Source organism: Burkholderia oklahomensis C6786, from assembly GCF_000959365.1.
Lineage (GTDB): Bacteria > Pseudomonadota > Gammaproteobacteria > Burkholderiales > Burkholderiaceae > Burkholderia > Burkholderia oklahomensis.
Map to the genome: position 1 here is coordinate 975,329 of NZ_CP009556.1, position 13,328 is coordinate 988,656.

16 protein-coding genes are annotated in these 13,328 nt (G+C 68.2%); 10 read left to right on the plus strand and 6 right to left on the minus strand.

The annotated features are described in order from the left end of the window. Nucleotides 1–28: 28 nt before the first annotated feature. The 5 genes from BG90_RS22210 to BG90_RS22230 are packed head-to-tail and all read left to right on the plus strand — an operon-like array spanning nt 29 to nt 4,658. Nucleotides 29–280 carry a hypothetical protein gene (locus BG90_RS22210; protein ID WP_010110417.1) on the plus strand — a complete coding sequence of 84 codons (252 nt, stop codon included), beginning with the start codon at nt 29–31 and terminating at the stop codon, nt 278–280. Beyond that, entirely contained in the window at nt 277–1,413 is a 1,137-nt protein-coding gene (locus BG90_RS22215; RefSeq protein ID WP_010120464.1) for an ABC transporter permease, read from the plus strand. Before BG90_RS22210 ends, BG90_RS22215 begins: the two co-directional genes overlap by 4 nt. Next, the gene (locus tag BG90_RS22220; protein ID WP_010120462.1) at nt 1,410–2,114 is read left to right on the plus strand and encodes an ABC transporter ATP-binding protein; all 705 of its coding nucleotides are present in this window, start codon (nt 1,410–1,412) and stop codon (nt 2,112–2,114) included. Before BG90_RS22215 ends, BG90_RS22220 begins: the two co-directional genes overlap by 4 nt. Further along, nucleotides 2,111–3,196 carry an HlyD family secretion protein gene (locus BG90_RS22225; RefSeq protein ID WP_010120460.1) on the plus strand — a complete coding sequence of 362 codons (1,086 nt, stop codon included), beginning with the start codon at nt 2,111–2,113 and terminating at the stop codon, nt 3,194–3,196. Before BG90_RS22220 ends, BG90_RS22225 begins: the two co-directional genes overlap by 4 nt. Beyond that, complete coding sequence (locus BG90_RS22230) at nt 3,174–4,658, plus strand: efflux transporter outer membrane subunit (protein WP_010120458.1); 1,485 nt, start codon at nt 3,174–3,176, stop codon at nt 4,656–4,658. Before BG90_RS22225 ends, BG90_RS22230 begins: the two co-directional genes overlap by 23 nt. A gap of 228 nt (nt 4,659–4,886) precedes the next feature. Here the strand turns inward: BG90_RS22230 and BG90_RS22235 are convergent, their stop codons facing one another. After that, the gene (locus BG90_RS22235; protein WP_025990363.1) at nt 4,887–5,723 is read right to left on the minus strand and encodes a polysaccharide deacetylase family protein; all 837 of its coding nucleotides are present in this window, start codon (nt 5,721–5,723) and stop codon (nt 4,887–4,889) included. 372 nt (nt 5,724–6,095) lie between these two features. Between BG90_RS22235 and BG90_RS22240 the strand changes: the two genes are divergently transcribed. Both BG90_RS22240 and BG90_RS22245 read left to right on the plus strand, forming a co-directional pair. Beyond that, the gene (locus tag BG90_RS22240; protein ID WP_010110406.1) at nt 6,096–6,260 is read left to right on the plus strand and encodes a hypothetical protein; all 165 of its coding nucleotides are present in this window, start codon (nt 6,096–6,098) and stop codon (nt 6,258–6,260) included. Nucleotides 6,261–6,494: 234 nt separating this feature from the next. After that, nucleotides 6,495–7,145: a BON domain-containing protein gene (locus BG90_RS22245; RefSeq protein WP_010110403.1), complete on the plus strand. Its 651-nt coding sequence runs from the start codon at nt 6,495–6,497 to the stop codon at nt 7,143–7,145. Between the two features lie 443 nt (nt 7,146–7,588). Here BG90_RS22245 and BG90_RS22250 read toward each other — a convergent pair whose 3' ends face one another. Further along, nucleotides 7,589–7,867, minus strand: coding sequence for a hypothetical protein (locus BG90_RS22250; RefSeq protein ID WP_025990362.1), 279 nt, complete (start codon nt 7,865–7,867; stop codon nt 7,589–7,591). A 266-nt stretch (nt 7,868–8,133) separates the two neighbouring features. Continuing rightward, complete coding sequence (locus tag BG90_RS22255; RefSeq protein ID WP_045568397.1) at nt 8,134–9,075, minus strand: LOG family protein; 942 nt, start codon at nt 9,073–9,075, stop codon at nt 8,134–8,136. Between the two features lie 318 nt (nt 9,076–9,393). Here BG90_RS22255 and BG90_RS22260 point away from each other — a divergent pair, with 318 nt between their 5' ends. Then, nucleotides 9,394–9,681, plus strand: coding sequence for a hypothetical protein (locus tag BG90_RS22260; protein WP_010110398.1), 288 nt, complete (start codon nt 9,394–9,396; stop codon nt 9,679–9,681). Nucleotides 9,682–9,889: 208 nt separating this feature from the next. Here the strand turns inward: BG90_RS22260 and BG90_RS22265 are convergent, their stop codons facing one another. Together BG90_RS22265 and BG90_RS22270 are read right to left on the minus strand one after the other, a co-directional pair. Beyond that, nucleotides 9,890–10,318 carry a DUF3564 domain-containing protein gene (locus tag BG90_RS22265; RefSeq protein WP_010110396.1) on the minus strand — a complete coding sequence of 143 codons (429 nt, stop codon included), beginning with the start codon at nt 10,316–10,318 and terminating at the stop codon, nt 9,890–9,892. After that, complete coding sequence (locus tag BG90_RS22270; protein WP_010120437.1) at nt 10,300–10,647, minus strand: c-type cytochrome; 348 nt, start codon at nt 10,645–10,647, stop codon at nt 10,300–10,302. The genes BG90_RS22265 and BG90_RS22270 overlap by 19 nt, the downstream gene beginning before the upstream one ends. Before the next feature lie 288 nt (nt 10,648–10,935). On the opposite strand from BG90_RS22270, the gene BG90_RS22275 reads away from it, so the two are divergent. Both BG90_RS22275 and BG90_RS22280 read left to right on the plus strand, forming a co-directional pair. Next, on the plus strand, nt 10,936–11,166 hold the full coding sequence (locus tag BG90_RS22275; RefSeq protein ID WP_010120435.1) for a DUF3562 domain-containing protein: 231 nt from the start codon (nt 10,936–10,938) through the stop codon (nt 11,164–11,166). Continuing rightward, on the plus strand, nt 11,166–12,152 hold the full coding sequence (locus BG90_RS22280; protein WP_010120433.1) for a zinc-dependent alcohol dehydrogenase family protein: 987 nt from the start codon (nt 11,166–11,168) through the stop codon (nt 12,150–12,152). The genes BG90_RS22275 and BG90_RS22280 overlap by 1 nt, the downstream gene beginning before the upstream one ends. A gap of 123 nt (nt 12,153–12,275) precedes the next feature. On the opposite strand, the gene BG90_RS22285 is transcribed toward BG90_RS22280, so the two are convergent. Next, nucleotides 12,276–13,058 (minus strand): helix-turn-helix domain-containing protein, encoded by a 783-nt coding sequence (locus BG90_RS22285; protein WP_010120431.1) that lies wholly within the window; start codon nt 13,056–13,058, stop codon nt 12,276–12,278. Nucleotides 13,059–13,328: the final 270 nt, after the last annotated feature.

The window sequence follows — 13,328 nt, forward strand, 5'->3', positions numbered from 1 at the left end:
CGCGCGCCCCGAGAACAAGGAGAACGACATGACGCATCCTGACCGCAAGGCGATCGCTTCGACCGTCGCCGTGTTCGCTTCGCAAGTCGGCCTGATCGCCGCGGTACGCGGGTTGTTCGTCGCCGACGGCTCGGCCCCGTACTTCGTGCTGTTCGCGATCGTGGCGGGCGGGCTCGGCTTCGTCGATCTGTATTACCGGCCGATCTTCGCCCCCGCGTTCGCGCGGCAGCGCGTCGCGTTCGTCCATCGTCGCCGGGGAGCTGCGCGCGACGCATCGTGAACGGGATCCTCAGGCTCGCGTTCAAGCTGCTCGTCAACGACAGCGCGAAGTTCACCGCGCTGATCGTCGGGATCACGTTTGCCGTGTTCCTGATGGTCGAGATGACGTCGCTGTTCGCAGGGATCCTGAACAAGTCGTCGTCGACCGTCATCAACATCGGCTCGAAGGTGTGGGTGATGGATCCGGGCGTGCAGACGATCGCGAGCAGCATCGGGATGCCGGATTACGTGCTCGACGCGGTGCGCAGCATCGACGGCGTCAAGTACGCGGTGCCGATCTATTCGGGTGGCGCGCTCGTCAAGCTCGGCGACGGCACTTACCAGGCCGTCACCGTGATCGGCCTCGACGACACGAGCCTGCTCGGCCGCCCGACGATGAAGGCGGGCCGCATCGAGGACATCTACGCGGAAAACGGCTTCATCGCGATCGACGACGCCGAGTTCCCGAAGCTGAAGAACCCGGCGCTCGGCACGACGTTCGAGCTGAACGACAACCGCGGCGTGATCGTCGGCATCGCGAAGGTCGCGAGCAGCGGCCTGTTCGGCACGCCGACGCTCTACACGACCTACGCGCGCGCGACGCGCTACATCCCGTCGACGCGCTACACGACGTCGTACATCCTCGTCGAGCCGAAGTCGGAGCCGGACATCGCGCACATCAAGCAGGCGGTCGCCGCGCTCGGCTATCGCGCATATACCAAAGAAGAATTCATGAAGCACATCTCGGACTTCTACAAGTACGAGACGGGCGTCGGCACGAACATCCTGCTGATGACCGCGATCAGCTTCATCGTCGGGCTGTCGATCTCGGGCCAGACGTTCTACACGTTCATCCTCGAGAACCTCGAGAAATTCGGCGCGCTGAAGGCGATCGGCGCGAAGAACCGCGAGCTCGTCGCGATGATCCTGTTCCAGGCGACGTTCACCGCGCTCACCGGCTATGGCCTGGGCGTCGGTCTTTGCACCGTGCTCATCAGCATCGCGCGGCTGCGCCTGCCGAGCTACGCGGCGCTCATTACTTACGGCAATCTCGCGCTCGCGTTCGGCATGGTCGTCGTGATCGCCGGGCTGTCGAGCTATCTCGGCGTGCGTCGCGTGTTGCGGATCGAGCCGTTCGACATTTTCAGGGGATGACGATGGCGGGGCTGGCGATCGATGCGCGCGGGCTCACCAAGTGGTTCGGTGAGGGCGAGGCGCGCACGCGCGCGCTCTTCGACGTATCGGTGCAGGCGCGCTTCGGCGAGATGCTGCTGATCGTCGGGCCGTCGGGCAGCGGCAAGACGACCCTGCTCAGCGTGATGTCCGGCATCCTGCGGCCGGACGAAGGCAGCGTGATCGTCGATGGCGTCGATCTGTGGGCGCAGGACAACGACGCGATCGCCGAATTCCGGCTCAACCGGATCGGCTTCGTATTTCAGGACTACCATCTGTTTCCGCGCCTGACGACGGCCGAGAACGTCGCGATTCCGCTGATCCTGAAGCGTCGCGAGTGGAGCCTCGCGATCGACGCGGCGCACGAATATCTCGACGTCGTCGGCCTGGGAAACCGCGCGACGCTGCCGCCCGTGAAGCTGTCGGGCGGCGAGCAGCAGCGTGTCGCGATCGCGCGCGCGATCGTCAGCCAGCCCGACATCCTGATCCTCGACGAGCCGACCGCGTCGCTCGACGGCGACACGGGCCGCACGATCATCGACTTCGTCAAGCACAAGGTGCTCAACGACAAGCGCTGCATCGTGATCGTCACGCACGACAGCCGCATCTTCGACTACGCGGACCGCATCCTGCGGATGGAGGACGGCAAGCTCATGGCGATCGAGAACGGAGGTGGCGAGTGAAGCAGCGGCTCGTCTTCCTGATCGCGATCGTGGGGTTTCTCGCGAGCGTCGTCGCCGCGTGGGTCTACAGCATCCAGGAGCCGCCGCAGCCGCCCGTGTTCAAGCCGGCGTCGAATCCGTACACGCGCGGCGTCTATGCGACGGGCATCGTCGAGAGCGACCAGACGTCCGGCGCGAACGTCAACCTCTATCCGGACGTCACCGGCGCGGTCACGCAGATCTTCGTGCGCGAGGGCGACGCGGTGAAGGCGGGCGACGCGCTCCTCGCGCTCGACGATTCGGTGCAGAAGGCGACCGCCGCGCAGCTCGCCGCGCAAGCGGATGCCGCGCAGTCGATGCTCGACGAACTGAACGCGCAGCCGCGCCGCGAGACGCTCGACGTCGCCGCCGCGCAGGTCGACGCGGCCGCCGCGAGCCTGAAGACCGCGCAGGACCAGTACGACAAGCAGCAGCGCGCGTTCGCGATCGATCCGAAGACGGTGAGCCGCGACGCGCTCGACAACGCGTCGAACGGCGTGAAGGTCGCGCGCGCGAACCTCGACGTGGTCACGCGCCAGTATCGGCTGACGCGCGCGGGCGCATGGGTCTACGACGTCCGCAATCAGGAGAGGCAGGTCGCCGCGCTGCGCAAGGCGGCCGACGCGTCGGCCGCGCTCCTCGCGCACTACACGCTGCGCGCGCCCGCGGACGGCGTCGTGCTCGCGATGAACGCGGCGGTCGGCTCGTATCTGTCGCCGCAGGGCATGTACGACACGTACACGCAGGGCGCCGCGCCCGCAATCGTGGTCGGCTCGTCGGCGAACCGCCTGCAGGTGCGCTGCTACGTCGACGAGATCCTGATCAGCCGGCTGCCGGCCGGCAAGATGCCGAAAGCGCACATGTCGGTGCGCGGCACGCCGACCGAGGCGGATCTCGAGTTCGTTCGCGTGCAGCCTTACGTGACGCCGAAAATTCAGTTGTCCGATCAGCGGGCCGAGCGTGTCGACGTGCGCGTGCTGCCCGTGATCTTCCGCGTCGTGCCGCACAAGGATCTGCGGCTGTTCCCGGGGCAGATCGTCGATGTGTACATCGCGTCCGATTAGCCGCGCACGCCGGTGCCGGCTGCGCTTCGCGGCGATCGCGCTCGGCGGCGCGTCGCTCGTCGCCGGTTGTGCGGTCGGCCCCGACTTCGTCCGGCCCGAGCCGCCGCACGTCGACGCATTCGTGCCGGACGGCGCCGCGCGCACGAGCTTCACCGCGAGCGGTGCGACGCAGACGTTCGCGCCCGATGCGCCGTTGCCCGATGCGTGGTGGCGTCTGTTCGGCTCGCCCGAGATCGACGCGGCCGTCGACGACGCATTCGCCGGCAGCGCGACGCTCGCCGGCGCGCAGGCGACGCTCAGACGCAGCGAGCACGAGCTGATGGCGGGCGCGGGCGTGTTCTATCCGCAGGTCGATGCGCAGGCGGGCGCGTCGCGGCAGCGCTACGTGCCGCTGCGCACGGGCGCGAATCTGCCCGCGTCGATCTTCAACTTGTTCACGCTGTCGACGACGATCAGCTACGCGCTCGACATCTGGGGCGGCGAGCGGCGCGGCGTCGAAGGGCTCGCCGCGCAGGCGGACGCGCAGCGTCACGCGCTCGCGGCGGCGCGCCTGACGCTCGCGTCGAACGTCGTCAACACGATGATTGCGCGCGCCGCCTATGCGGACGAGATCGCGGTCACGCGCGAACTGATCGCGCTGACGGACGAGCAGATCCGCCTCACGCGCGCGCAGGTGAGCGCCGGCACGAGCGCGTACTCGGCCGTGCTGGCGCTCGACGCGTCGCGCGCGTCGCTCGATGCGTCGCTGCCCGCGCTCGAGCAGAAGATCGGTCAGGCGGACGATCTGCTCGCGACGCTCGCGGGCCGCTATCCGGCCGAGCGGGCGCCGCCGAAGCTGTCGCTCGCCGACATCGCGTTGCCGCCGCGGCTGCCGCAGACGGTGCCGTCGGAGCTCGTGCGCCGCCGGCCCGACATCCTGCAGGCCGAGGCCGCGCTGCATGCGGCAAGCGCGAACATCGGCGTCGTGACGGCGGCGCTGTTTCCGAGCGTCACGCTGTCGGCGTCGGGCGGCTTCGACGCGACGCGGCTGCCGTCGCTGTTCAACGCGGCGGGCAAGACGTGGAGCGTCGGAGCGGGGATCACCGCGCCACTCTTTCATGGCGGCGCGCTGTGGTATCAGCGCAAGGCCGCGATCGACGCATTCGACGAATCGAGCGCCGCGTATCGGCAAGTGGTGCTGAGTGCGTTTGCTCAGGTCGCCGATACGTTGCGCGCGCTCGATCACGACGCGGCGGGGCTCGACGCGCAGGCGCGCGCGATGGATGCGGCGCATGAGGCGCTGCGGCTCGTGGCGATCGAATACGAGACGGGCACGGCCGGTTATCTGCAGGTGCTGACCGCCGATCAGCAATACCGGCAGGCGCGGCTCGCGTGGGTGCAGGCGAGCGCGCAGCGGCTGCAGGATACGGTCGCGCTGTATGCGGCGCTGGGCGGCGGGTGGGACGAACCTGCGGGGCGGTGACGGGGGTGGTCGATGGCGCGTGTTTCGAACGCCGTCGGGCGCGACGCGATCGCCGTGCCTTGCAGGGCGCGCGTGTCTTTTGCGGCGGCCTCGCCAGTGCAGGGCACTTTGCGGATACCGCCGCGGTTCGCGAGCTGGGCGGCTACGCCGATCCTGATCGCCGCGCCGATCACGCCGGCATCGCCGTCCCCGTCGACTCCATTTACCCGCTCGCCGCTGCCGGTCGTATCATCGCCGCGCGGCTTCCTCGCGCTCTTCCGAGGTCTTCGCGAGCAGCCGCCGCAGCACGGGCGGCGTGCATTCCTCGACCATCAGAAAGCGCGGCAGCGTGAGAAGCGGCGTGTCGAGCCGGATCTTGCTCGGCTCGAGCGTGAAGCCGGCCACGTAGCCGGCTTCGCGCGCAAGCGTGCCGAGCTCGCTGTCGAACGCGCCGAACGGCCACGCGAGCAGGTCGACCTTGTTGCCGATTTCGCGCTCGATGCGCGTGCGCGCCTGTTCAAACTGCGCGCGCGTCGCGTCGCGAAACGCCTCGGACGACCGGTGCATGGCGTTCAGATCGGGATGCCACCACGCATGCGACTGAACGTCGAACCAGCCGGTCTTGTGCAGCACGCGCAGCTGATGCCAGGTGAGCGAGCCGGGCGCGTCGCCCACCGCCGACGGATAGACGAACAGCGTGATCGGCACTTGCTCGCGCAGCGCGATCATCCTTGCCCATTCGAAGATCGACGCGTGTCCTTCGTCGATCGTCAGGGCGACCGCCTTCGGCGGCAGCACGACGTGCTCGCCGCGCAGCCATCGAACGATGTCGCGCAGCGGAACGATCCGGTAGCCGAGGCGGCGCAGGTACGCGAGCTGCGCTTCGAACGTCGCGGTGCTGATCGTCATCGGATCGGAGCGGGACGCGTTCGAGAAGCGGTGATAGACGAGCACCGCGACGTCGGTCGGCGGCGTGACGACGGAGGGCGCGCCCGTCGACGCGTCGGCAGCGACGATCCGCGAGACGGGCCGGAAGCCGGGGCCGAAGACGGCCATGCGCCAAGTGAACCGGGAACGAGGTGACATGATGATGTTCGTCGCTGGGTTGTCGGGACCGGCATTGCGCCGGCTGCATGCGGGCCGCGGTCGGAGGCTGGACGCGAACGTTCGTCTCGGCGCGGGGAGAGCGGTGTCGGCGCATCGGATCTCCGGCGGAGCGGCGCTTGACGCACGAACGTGCGAGCCTCATCGGCAGCACGCGAAGCATCTTTTTTATAGGATGCGCTACGCATGCCTGCGCGCGTTGAGCCAAGTCAACGCAGTCGCACCAATGCAGGGCGCCACTATAGGCCGATGACGCGGAAGCGGCGGACGGTCGCACGCATGATTGTTGACGTGCGTCAAATCCGCGCGGCTTTATGCGTTCGGCATGATTCGTGCGGTTTGCGGGGATGAGCGATGCGACATCCGAGCTTCGCATGGGTGGCTTGTCTGCTGGCGGTGACGATCTCGTTCGCGCTGATTCGCATGACGAAGTTCGAGCGCTGGATGATCGAGATCACCGAGATGAACGGCGTCGAGGCGAAGCTCGCGCCGATCCTGGCATTCGACGCAACCGACTGAAGAATGCAGGCGAGTCCGATGAAGTCCGAAACGCGCGGCGCTTCCGCGCGCGGCATCGAATGCGTCGCCGCGATCGCGAACCCTGTCGCGCGGACGGCGTGCGTCCCGATCTTCTGGCCACCGCGTCGCGACGTGCCGAATCGCACTTGACGTGCATCAGAAATCCCGCATCGCGCGTATGCAAAGCTGTCCTGAAGCGGCGGATTCGCGCCGTGTTTTCAGGTGGAGCAAGCGATGAAAACCGATAGGCAGATCAAGCAGGAAGTCGAAGAGGAACTGACGGGCAATCCGATGATCGACGTCGCGCATTTCAACGTCGACGTCGCCGGACACATCGTCACGTTGACGGGCCATCCGTCGAGCTACGCGGAAAAGCTCGCGGCCGAGAAGGCGGCGAACCGGGTCGCGGGCGTGCGGGCGGTCGTCGTCGACGTGCAGGTGCGGCTGCCGCAAGACGACGTCCGTTCCGACGAGGAGATCGCCGACGCCGCGCGCTCGATCCTGCACTGGACCGTGGGGCTGCACGACGCGGCCGTCCAGGTGCAGGTCGAATCGGGCTGGGTGACGGTGTCGGGCAAGGTCGACTGGGCGTATCAGAGTCACGTCGCGGTCCGCGCGATTGCGCAGATGCGCGGCGTGACCGGCGTGACGAACGAGATCGCGATTCTCGGCGACGTCAGCGCCGACGAGATCGCGGGCGGCATCCGGCGCGCGATGCAGCGCCATGCGGAGCGCGAGGCGAAGCACATCGACGTGACGGTCAAGGACGGCACCGTCACGCTGACGGGCAAGGTCGACTCGTATGCGGAGCGTGCGGTCGCGCGCGGCGCCGCGTGGTCGATGCGCGGCGTGCGGGCGGTCGTCGACGATCTGATCGTCGAGTGACGGAAGCGATGCCGGGCGGCGCGGACGGGATGCGCGCGCTGCACGCGCGTCGCGTTTGATGCGCCGCGCCGGCCACCACGCGCAACGTTCGAAGCGCGCCGCGCGGCAAATGCGATGCCGCGTGACGCGCACGCCGCCGCCGGCCGCTGCGCGCCGCGTGGATTCACGAACGATCGAGTCGGAAGAAAAGACGCTCGCGAGCGCGCGGGAGGATGAAGCTGCGCATGGCTCGCGAGACGAAAAGAGACGAAAGCGAACGTAGACGACCGCGGAGGCGGCTGGACGAAACGAAGCCGCGCGAGCGGCCCGGCTAACGGCAGCCGGACGCGTAGCGGCGCGACGCGGAATGGGTGCGGCGGCTGCGGGCACGGGCGGTCGCCGCGCGCGGAACGCGCGCGTTGCGACACCGCGAGCAGCACGCCGGATTGGCGCAGGCGAGCATGTCAGCGGTCTCCGTCGAGCAGTGATTGTTCGAGCGCGCTCGCAAAGCGCATCAGCGATGCGAGGGAGCCTGCAACGCTCTGATAGCGTTCGCGGCCGATCTGCCCGTCGAGCGTGACGAGCATCCCCGCTTTGCGCGCGAGCGCGAGCAGCGCGTCGGCCCGGTCGGCCGACGCTGCCGGCTGCGTTCGCGCGGCGCGCTCCGATGCGGCGGCGGGCGCGGCTTCGTCGCGACCAAAAGCGAGGTGGCCCGATTCGGTGTAGGCGTCTTGGTATGACATGGCGGCCTCCTGATTGCGGTGGAGCGATTCTTGTTGCGCGCGTCGCGTGATGCGTGCCTGCAATGACAGTATCGGGCGGCGCACGGTGCGCTCCAAGCAGCGCACACCGAGCTTGTCGTAGGAAATGCGGCGGGGCTATCGGTGTTTTCCTACAACCGGTATGCGCGCTTTCGCCGACGTAGGAAAGCGCCTTACGGAGGAACCCGCGGGACCGGGCGCGGATGCGGAGACGCCTTACGTGAGAACCCTGAATCCGGGCCGCGCGCTCACGCGGAACGATGCGGACCGCCGATCGCCGCCCAGATCTCGTCGGCGGTTTCGCAGAATCGGAACAGCTCGACGTCGCGCGGATCGATCATCCCTTCGTCGACGAGAAACGCGAAATCGACCGCCGCGCGCCAGAATGCGCGGCCGACCAGCACGACGGGCAGGGGTGCGATCTTGCGGGTCTGCAGCAACGTCAGCACTTCGAACAGTTCGTCGCAGGTGCCGTAGCCGCCGGGAAAGAACACGGCGGCTTTCGCGCGTTCGAGCAGGTGCAGCTTGCGGATCGCGAAATAGTGGAAGCGAAAGCACAGCTCCGGCGTCACGTACGGGTTGGGGAATTGCTCGCGCGGCAGCGTGATGTTGAGCCCGATGCTGGGCGCGCCCGTTTCGTGCGCGCCGCGATTGGCGGCTTCCATGATGCCAGGGCCGCCGCCCGTGATGATCGTGAGGCGGCGCGGATGCGGCGCGCGCGCGGTCTCGCCGACGAGCCGGCCGAGGTCGCGCGCGACGCCGTAGTATTGGCTGCGCTCGAGCAGACGCACCGCGACCCGGACCGCATGCCGCCGTTCGGGATCGTTCGGATGCGCGGCGAGCCGGTGCTGCGCGTCGGCGAGCCGGGCGCGCGCGGCGGCGGGCGCGACGATCCGCGTGCTGCCGTAGACGACGACCGTATCGCTGATCCCGAAGCGCTGCAGCGTTTCTTCGGTCTTCCAATAATCGAGCTGCAGCCGCACGCCGCACATCTCGGGACGCTGGAGGAACGCGAGATCTTCGCCGGCCTGCCGGTACGTCGGGCTCGACACGAGCCGCTCGACGGCGGCCGACAGCGGCGGGCGGCTCTTCGGCGCGGCGCGTGTGCGGCGCAGCGGCGCGCGCCGTCCGATGGCGCGTGCGGCGGAAGCCGAGCGCCGCTTCACGCGTGGAGTCGTCGGTTTTTTCATCGCGCTGTCCGGATGCGGAAAATCGGGTCGACACCACGTTAAGCCGGATCGGTGCGCGCCGATTGATCGCGGTCAACGCGGCTCGACAAAGCCGGTGTGACGATGCGCGGCTGCGCGGCGAAGTCGATGCGCATCGGGACCGTCGGTGAGCGGCGCGTCCGATATCGGCCTCACGCTTGACGCATGTCAAGCGGCGTCCGTCGAAGAACCGGAAGATGCTAATCAGGCGCCCCAAGGATGGACGCAATACTTAGCGCTCCGGCATGTCATTCGCTTTGCCGTATGAGCGCCAGGGGAGAAAGGATCATGGGAATTGGAATGCAGATCGCCTATTTCGGCTTTGCCGGATCAGCGCAACTCGAAGCCGAGGCGAGCATCCAATTGATCCGTCTGGAGCGATACAGCGCGCGCCTCGCCGGTTGCCACCTCGCGATCGAGGCGCTCGGCGCCGGCACCTCGGACCCGACGTACGACGTCCGCCTCGATCTGATCACGCGCGACTACGAGCTGAAGCCGATTCCGCACATGATGGGCGACGATCCGCTCGCGGCGATCCGGAACGCATTCGACGCCGCCGAGCGAGAGCTTGCTGCGACGTTCGCCTGACAGTCGAGCGAATCGAGCGAATCGACGAGCGAACTGGCCGGCGAACCGGAGGATGATCGAACCGGTGAACGATCGGAGCTGCGATTCCGCGGGCAGGCGAATCGGCGAATCGGAGAACAATCGATTCCGCAAATTCGATGAACGCGTCAGACCCGACCGCCCCGGCGCGCGTCGACCGACGACGCCCGCGCATGCCACGCCCATCCGCTCAGGACTCCTCGCGCCCCGTGAACAGTTCGTGCTCGGCGGTTGCGACGGTGTTGTCGACGCATTGCACGTGCCACTCTCCGACGATGGGCGCGTGATGCGCGTGCCGGTACCAGCGGGCCGCGCCCGTCTCGCCTTCGAACGGGCCTTGCTTCGCGCCGAGATCGAGGCCTTCGAGCACGCACAGCGAATGCGCGTCGTCGGCGCCCGTCACGCGGGTCGTGCCGCCCTGGCAGACGATGTTGCCCCACTCGGGCAGCTCGACGCCCGCATGGCCTTCGCGCGACCATCTGTGCTCCGCCGTGTCGATCCACAGGATCGCGTAGGAGGCCGGATCAGTGGACGCGAACGTATCGAGATGAATGGTGATGCGCACGACTGACTCCTTGCAAAATGCGCGGCGACGCCGCGCTACTGGCTCATGACCCATTGGATCAAAGTATGCGCGTCTTCGTTCGACAGCGGGCCGCCGCGTTCCGGGGCGGTCGGCATCGGCGTGTCGCCCCAGTGCGCGCGCCCGCCGCGACGCAGCTTTTGCTCGAGCATCTCGGCGGCGTTCGGCACGTCGCGATAGCGTTCCGCGATCTGATGGAACGACGGCGCGAGGAACGGCATGTTCGGCGCATGGCAGAACATGCAATGCTGCTGGTCGACGAGCTCGGTCGGCTCGCGCACCTGCGCGCGGGCCGCGTCGGCCGCGACCATGCAGAACGCGCTCAGCATGCACGCGAGCGCGAGATTCGGCAGACTGTTCATCATGGCGCAACCCTCGATCGGATGCTCGGTTCGAGTCTAAGCGGCGAGCGCGAGCGACCGTTGACGCAGGTCAACGGGGCCGGGGCATGGACGCCGCAGGCCGTCGCCCCGGCGCGCCGGACGCGGCGTGAATCGCGCGGTGCTGCGGCAGCGGAGCGGCCGTGCGCGTCGGCTCGGCGGCGAACCGACGACGCTTGATGCAAGTCAAGCCGAGCCCGCGACGCCGGGTTTCAATCGATGATGAAGCATCTACGCTGGAATCGTCGGATTCGACGACAGACAGGAACGCGCATGCACCAGGACACGCTTTACGACTCGCTGCTCGCCGCCGCGCAGCGCCGCTCGATCACGGAGGGAGAATTGATGCACATGCTCGATGACGAAATCGCGCGCCTTGCGGACGGCGCGCGCGTCCACGACTACCTGCGCGTGATCGCGATCCGCCGCGTGCGCGATCGCATCGCGTCGCCCGCGCACGTGGCGGACGACACGCCGCGTAAGCGGCGCCCGGGAGCGCGCTGATGCGCGCGATGGTGTTCGACGGCGGCGCGCCGCGGCTGCGCGAAGCGGCGCTGCCGGATCCGGTGCCGGCGGCGGGGCAGTTGCTGATCGACGTGCACGCGTGCGGCGTGTGCCGGACCGATCTGCACGTCGTCGACGGCGACCTGCGCGACCCGAAGCGGCCGGTGATCCCGGGGCACGAGATCGTCGGCACGGTCGCCGCGCTCGGCGCGGGCGCGGCGGGCTTCGCGATCGGCGATCGCGTCGGCGTGCCGTGGCTCGGCCGCACGTGCGGCCACTGCGCATATTGCACGAGCGGCCGCGAGAACCTGTGCGACGCCCCCGGCTTTACCGGCTACACGATCGACGGCGGCTACGCGGAGCGCACGGTCGCCGATGCGCGCTACTGCGTGCACCTGCCGCGCCGCTACGACGACGTCCATGCGGCGCCGCTGCTGTGCGCGGGCCTCATCGGCTATCGGACGCTGAAGATGGCGGGCCCCGCGCGCCGCATCGGCCTGTACGGCTTCGGCGCGGCCGCGCATCTCGTCGCGCAGATCGCGCGCTTTCAGGGACGCACCGTCTACGCGTTCACGCGGCAGGGCGATACCGCCGCGCAGCAGCTCGCGCGCCGGCTCGGCGCGGCATGGGCGGGCGGCAGCGACGAAGCTGCGCCGGAGCCGCTCGATGCCGCGTTGATCTTCGCATCGGTCGGCGCGCTCGTGCCGGCCGCGCTCGCGGCGGTCGTGAAGGGCGGTGTCGTCGTTTGCGGCGGGATCCACATGTCGGACATCCCGTCGTTTTCGTATGACCTGTTGTGGGGAGAGCGGCGGATCGTGTCGGTCGCGAACCTGACGCGCGACGACGCGGCGGAGTTCATGCGGATTGCGAACGACGTGCAGCTCGAAGTCGAGGCGACGCCGTATCCGCTCGCGCAGGCGAACCAGGCGCTCGACGATCTGCGCGCGGGGCGCCTGACGGGCGCGGCGGTGCTGACGATGCGCTGATGCGGCGTCGATGCGCGGCGCGCGCGCCCGCGCGCCGCCCGCAAGCGGACCCGTCGACGACGTGTGCAGCCTGCTACGCGGCCGGCGCGTTCATTACGCGCCGCGCATCGCGTCCGCGACGCGTCACACGCGCGCGAGCCCTTGCGGATCGGTGATGCGGATCTGCTTGCCGCGCGGCGAGATCAGCTTGTCGCGCTGGAACTTCGACAGCATCCGGCTGACGGTCTCGAGCTTCATCCCGAGATAGCAGCCGATTTCCTCGCGCGTCATCCGCAGATTGAACTCCGACGCCGAATAGCCGCGTTTCTGGAAACGCTCGGAGATGTTGAGCAGGAACGCGGCGACGCGCTGCTCGGCCGTCATCGTGCCGAGCAGCATCATCAGGCTCGATTCGCGGACGATCTCGCCGCTCATCAACTGATGGACGTGGTGTTGCATCGGCTTCACTTCGCGGCAGACGGCTTCGAGCTGCGCGAACGGAATGATGCAGACGGTGCTGTCCTCGAGCGCGATCGCGTCGCTGTTGTGACAGCCGCTGCACACGCCGTCGAGCCCGAGCGTCTCGCCGACGATCTGGAAGCCCGTCACCTGCTCGCGGCCGTCGCGGTGCATGACGACCGTCTTGAACGAGCCGGTGCGCACCGCATAGATGCTCTGGAATGTGTCGTGCGTGCGAAACAATGCTTCGCCGCGTTTGACGTGGCGCGTCGTGCACACCATCGCGTCGAGACGGGCGAATTCGCTCGGCGTGAGGCTGGCCGGCATGCACACGTCGCGTATCGCGCAGGTCGAACAGCGGGTCGCTGGCTGCTTCGGCGCGTCGTTGGCCGCGACGGGATGCAACGGGAACACGGATCGTTGCGGCACGACGGAAGGCGCAACTTCATTGACTGAGGCGGTCAGCATAATCGGCTCCTTTCATGCGGCGAAGCTCGATTGGCACGATCGAGCTTCGCCGCGGCGTGGCGCGGCACGAAGTGCCGCATTGCGCGACGGCGTCGACGAAGCGATCGACATGCGTCGCGAGGCATGCCGGACAACGTGTGCAAACCGCAGGAACTGCCGTCCGGGAGCTCGGCTCGCATGTCATCGTGCGCAATCCGCCGTTTCGTTTCGATGACCGAATCGACTGAGGCAAGCCTGCCCGCTATGAGCATAGTCGACGAAACGCGGGTC

Bases quoted from the DNA above. Each gene is read 5' to 3' on its own strand.
- BG90_RS22210 (WP_010110417.1), top strand. From the start codon at position 29: ATGACGCATCCTGACCGCAAGGCGATCGCTTCGACCGTCGCCGTGTTC.
- BG90_RS22220 (WP_010120462.1), top strand. From the start codon at position 1,410: ATGACGATGGCGGGGCTGGCGATCGATGCGCGCGGGCTCACCAAGTGG.
- BG90_RS22230 (WP_010120458.1), top strand. From the start codon at position 3,174: ATGTGTACATCGCGTCCGATTAGCCGCGCACGCCGGTGCCGGCTGCGC.
- BG90_RS22235 (WP_025990363.1), bottom strand. From the start codon at position 5,723: ATGTCACCTCGTTCCCGGTTCACTTGGCGCATGGCCGTCTTCGGCCCC.
- BG90_RS22240 (WP_010110406.1), top strand. From the start codon at position 6,096: ATGCGACATCCGAGCTTCGCATGGGTGGCTTGTCTGCTGGCGGTGACG.
- BG90_RS22245 (WP_010110403.1), top strand. From the start codon at position 6,495: ATGAAAACCGATAGGCAGATCAAGCAGGAAGTCGAAGAGGAACTGACG.
- BG90_RS22250 (WP_025990362.1), bottom strand. From the start codon at position 7,867: ATGTCATACCAAGACGCCTACACCGAATCGGGCCACCTCGCTTTTGGT.
- BG90_RS22255 (WP_045568397.1), bottom strand. From the start codon at position 9,075: ATGAAAAAACCGACGACTCCACGCGTGAAGCGGCGCTCGGCTTCCGCC.
- BG90_RS22260 (WP_010110398.1), top strand. From the start codon at position 9,394: ATGCAGATCGCCTATTTCGGCTTTGCCGGATCAGCGCAACTCGAAGCC.
- BG90_RS22265 (WP_010110396.1), bottom strand. From the start codon at position 10,318: ATGGGTCATGAGCCAGTAGCGCGGCGTCGCCGCGCATTTTGCAAGGAG.
- BG90_RS22270 (WP_010120437.1), bottom strand. From the start codon at position 10,647: ATGATGAACAGTCTGCCGAATCTCGCGCTCGCGTGCATGCTGAGCGCG.
- BG90_RS22275 (WP_010120435.1), top strand. From the start codon at position 10,936: ATGCACCAGGACACGCTTTACGACTCGCTGCTCGCCGCCGCGCAGCGC.
- BG90_RS22280 (WP_010120433.1), top strand. From the start codon at position 11,166: ATGCGCGCGATGGTGTTCGACGGCGGCGCGCCGCGGCTGCGCGAAGCG.
- BG90_RS22285 (WP_010120431.1), bottom strand. From the start codon at position 13,058: ATGCTGACCGCCTCAGTCAATGAAGTTGCGCCTTCCGTCGTGCCGCAA.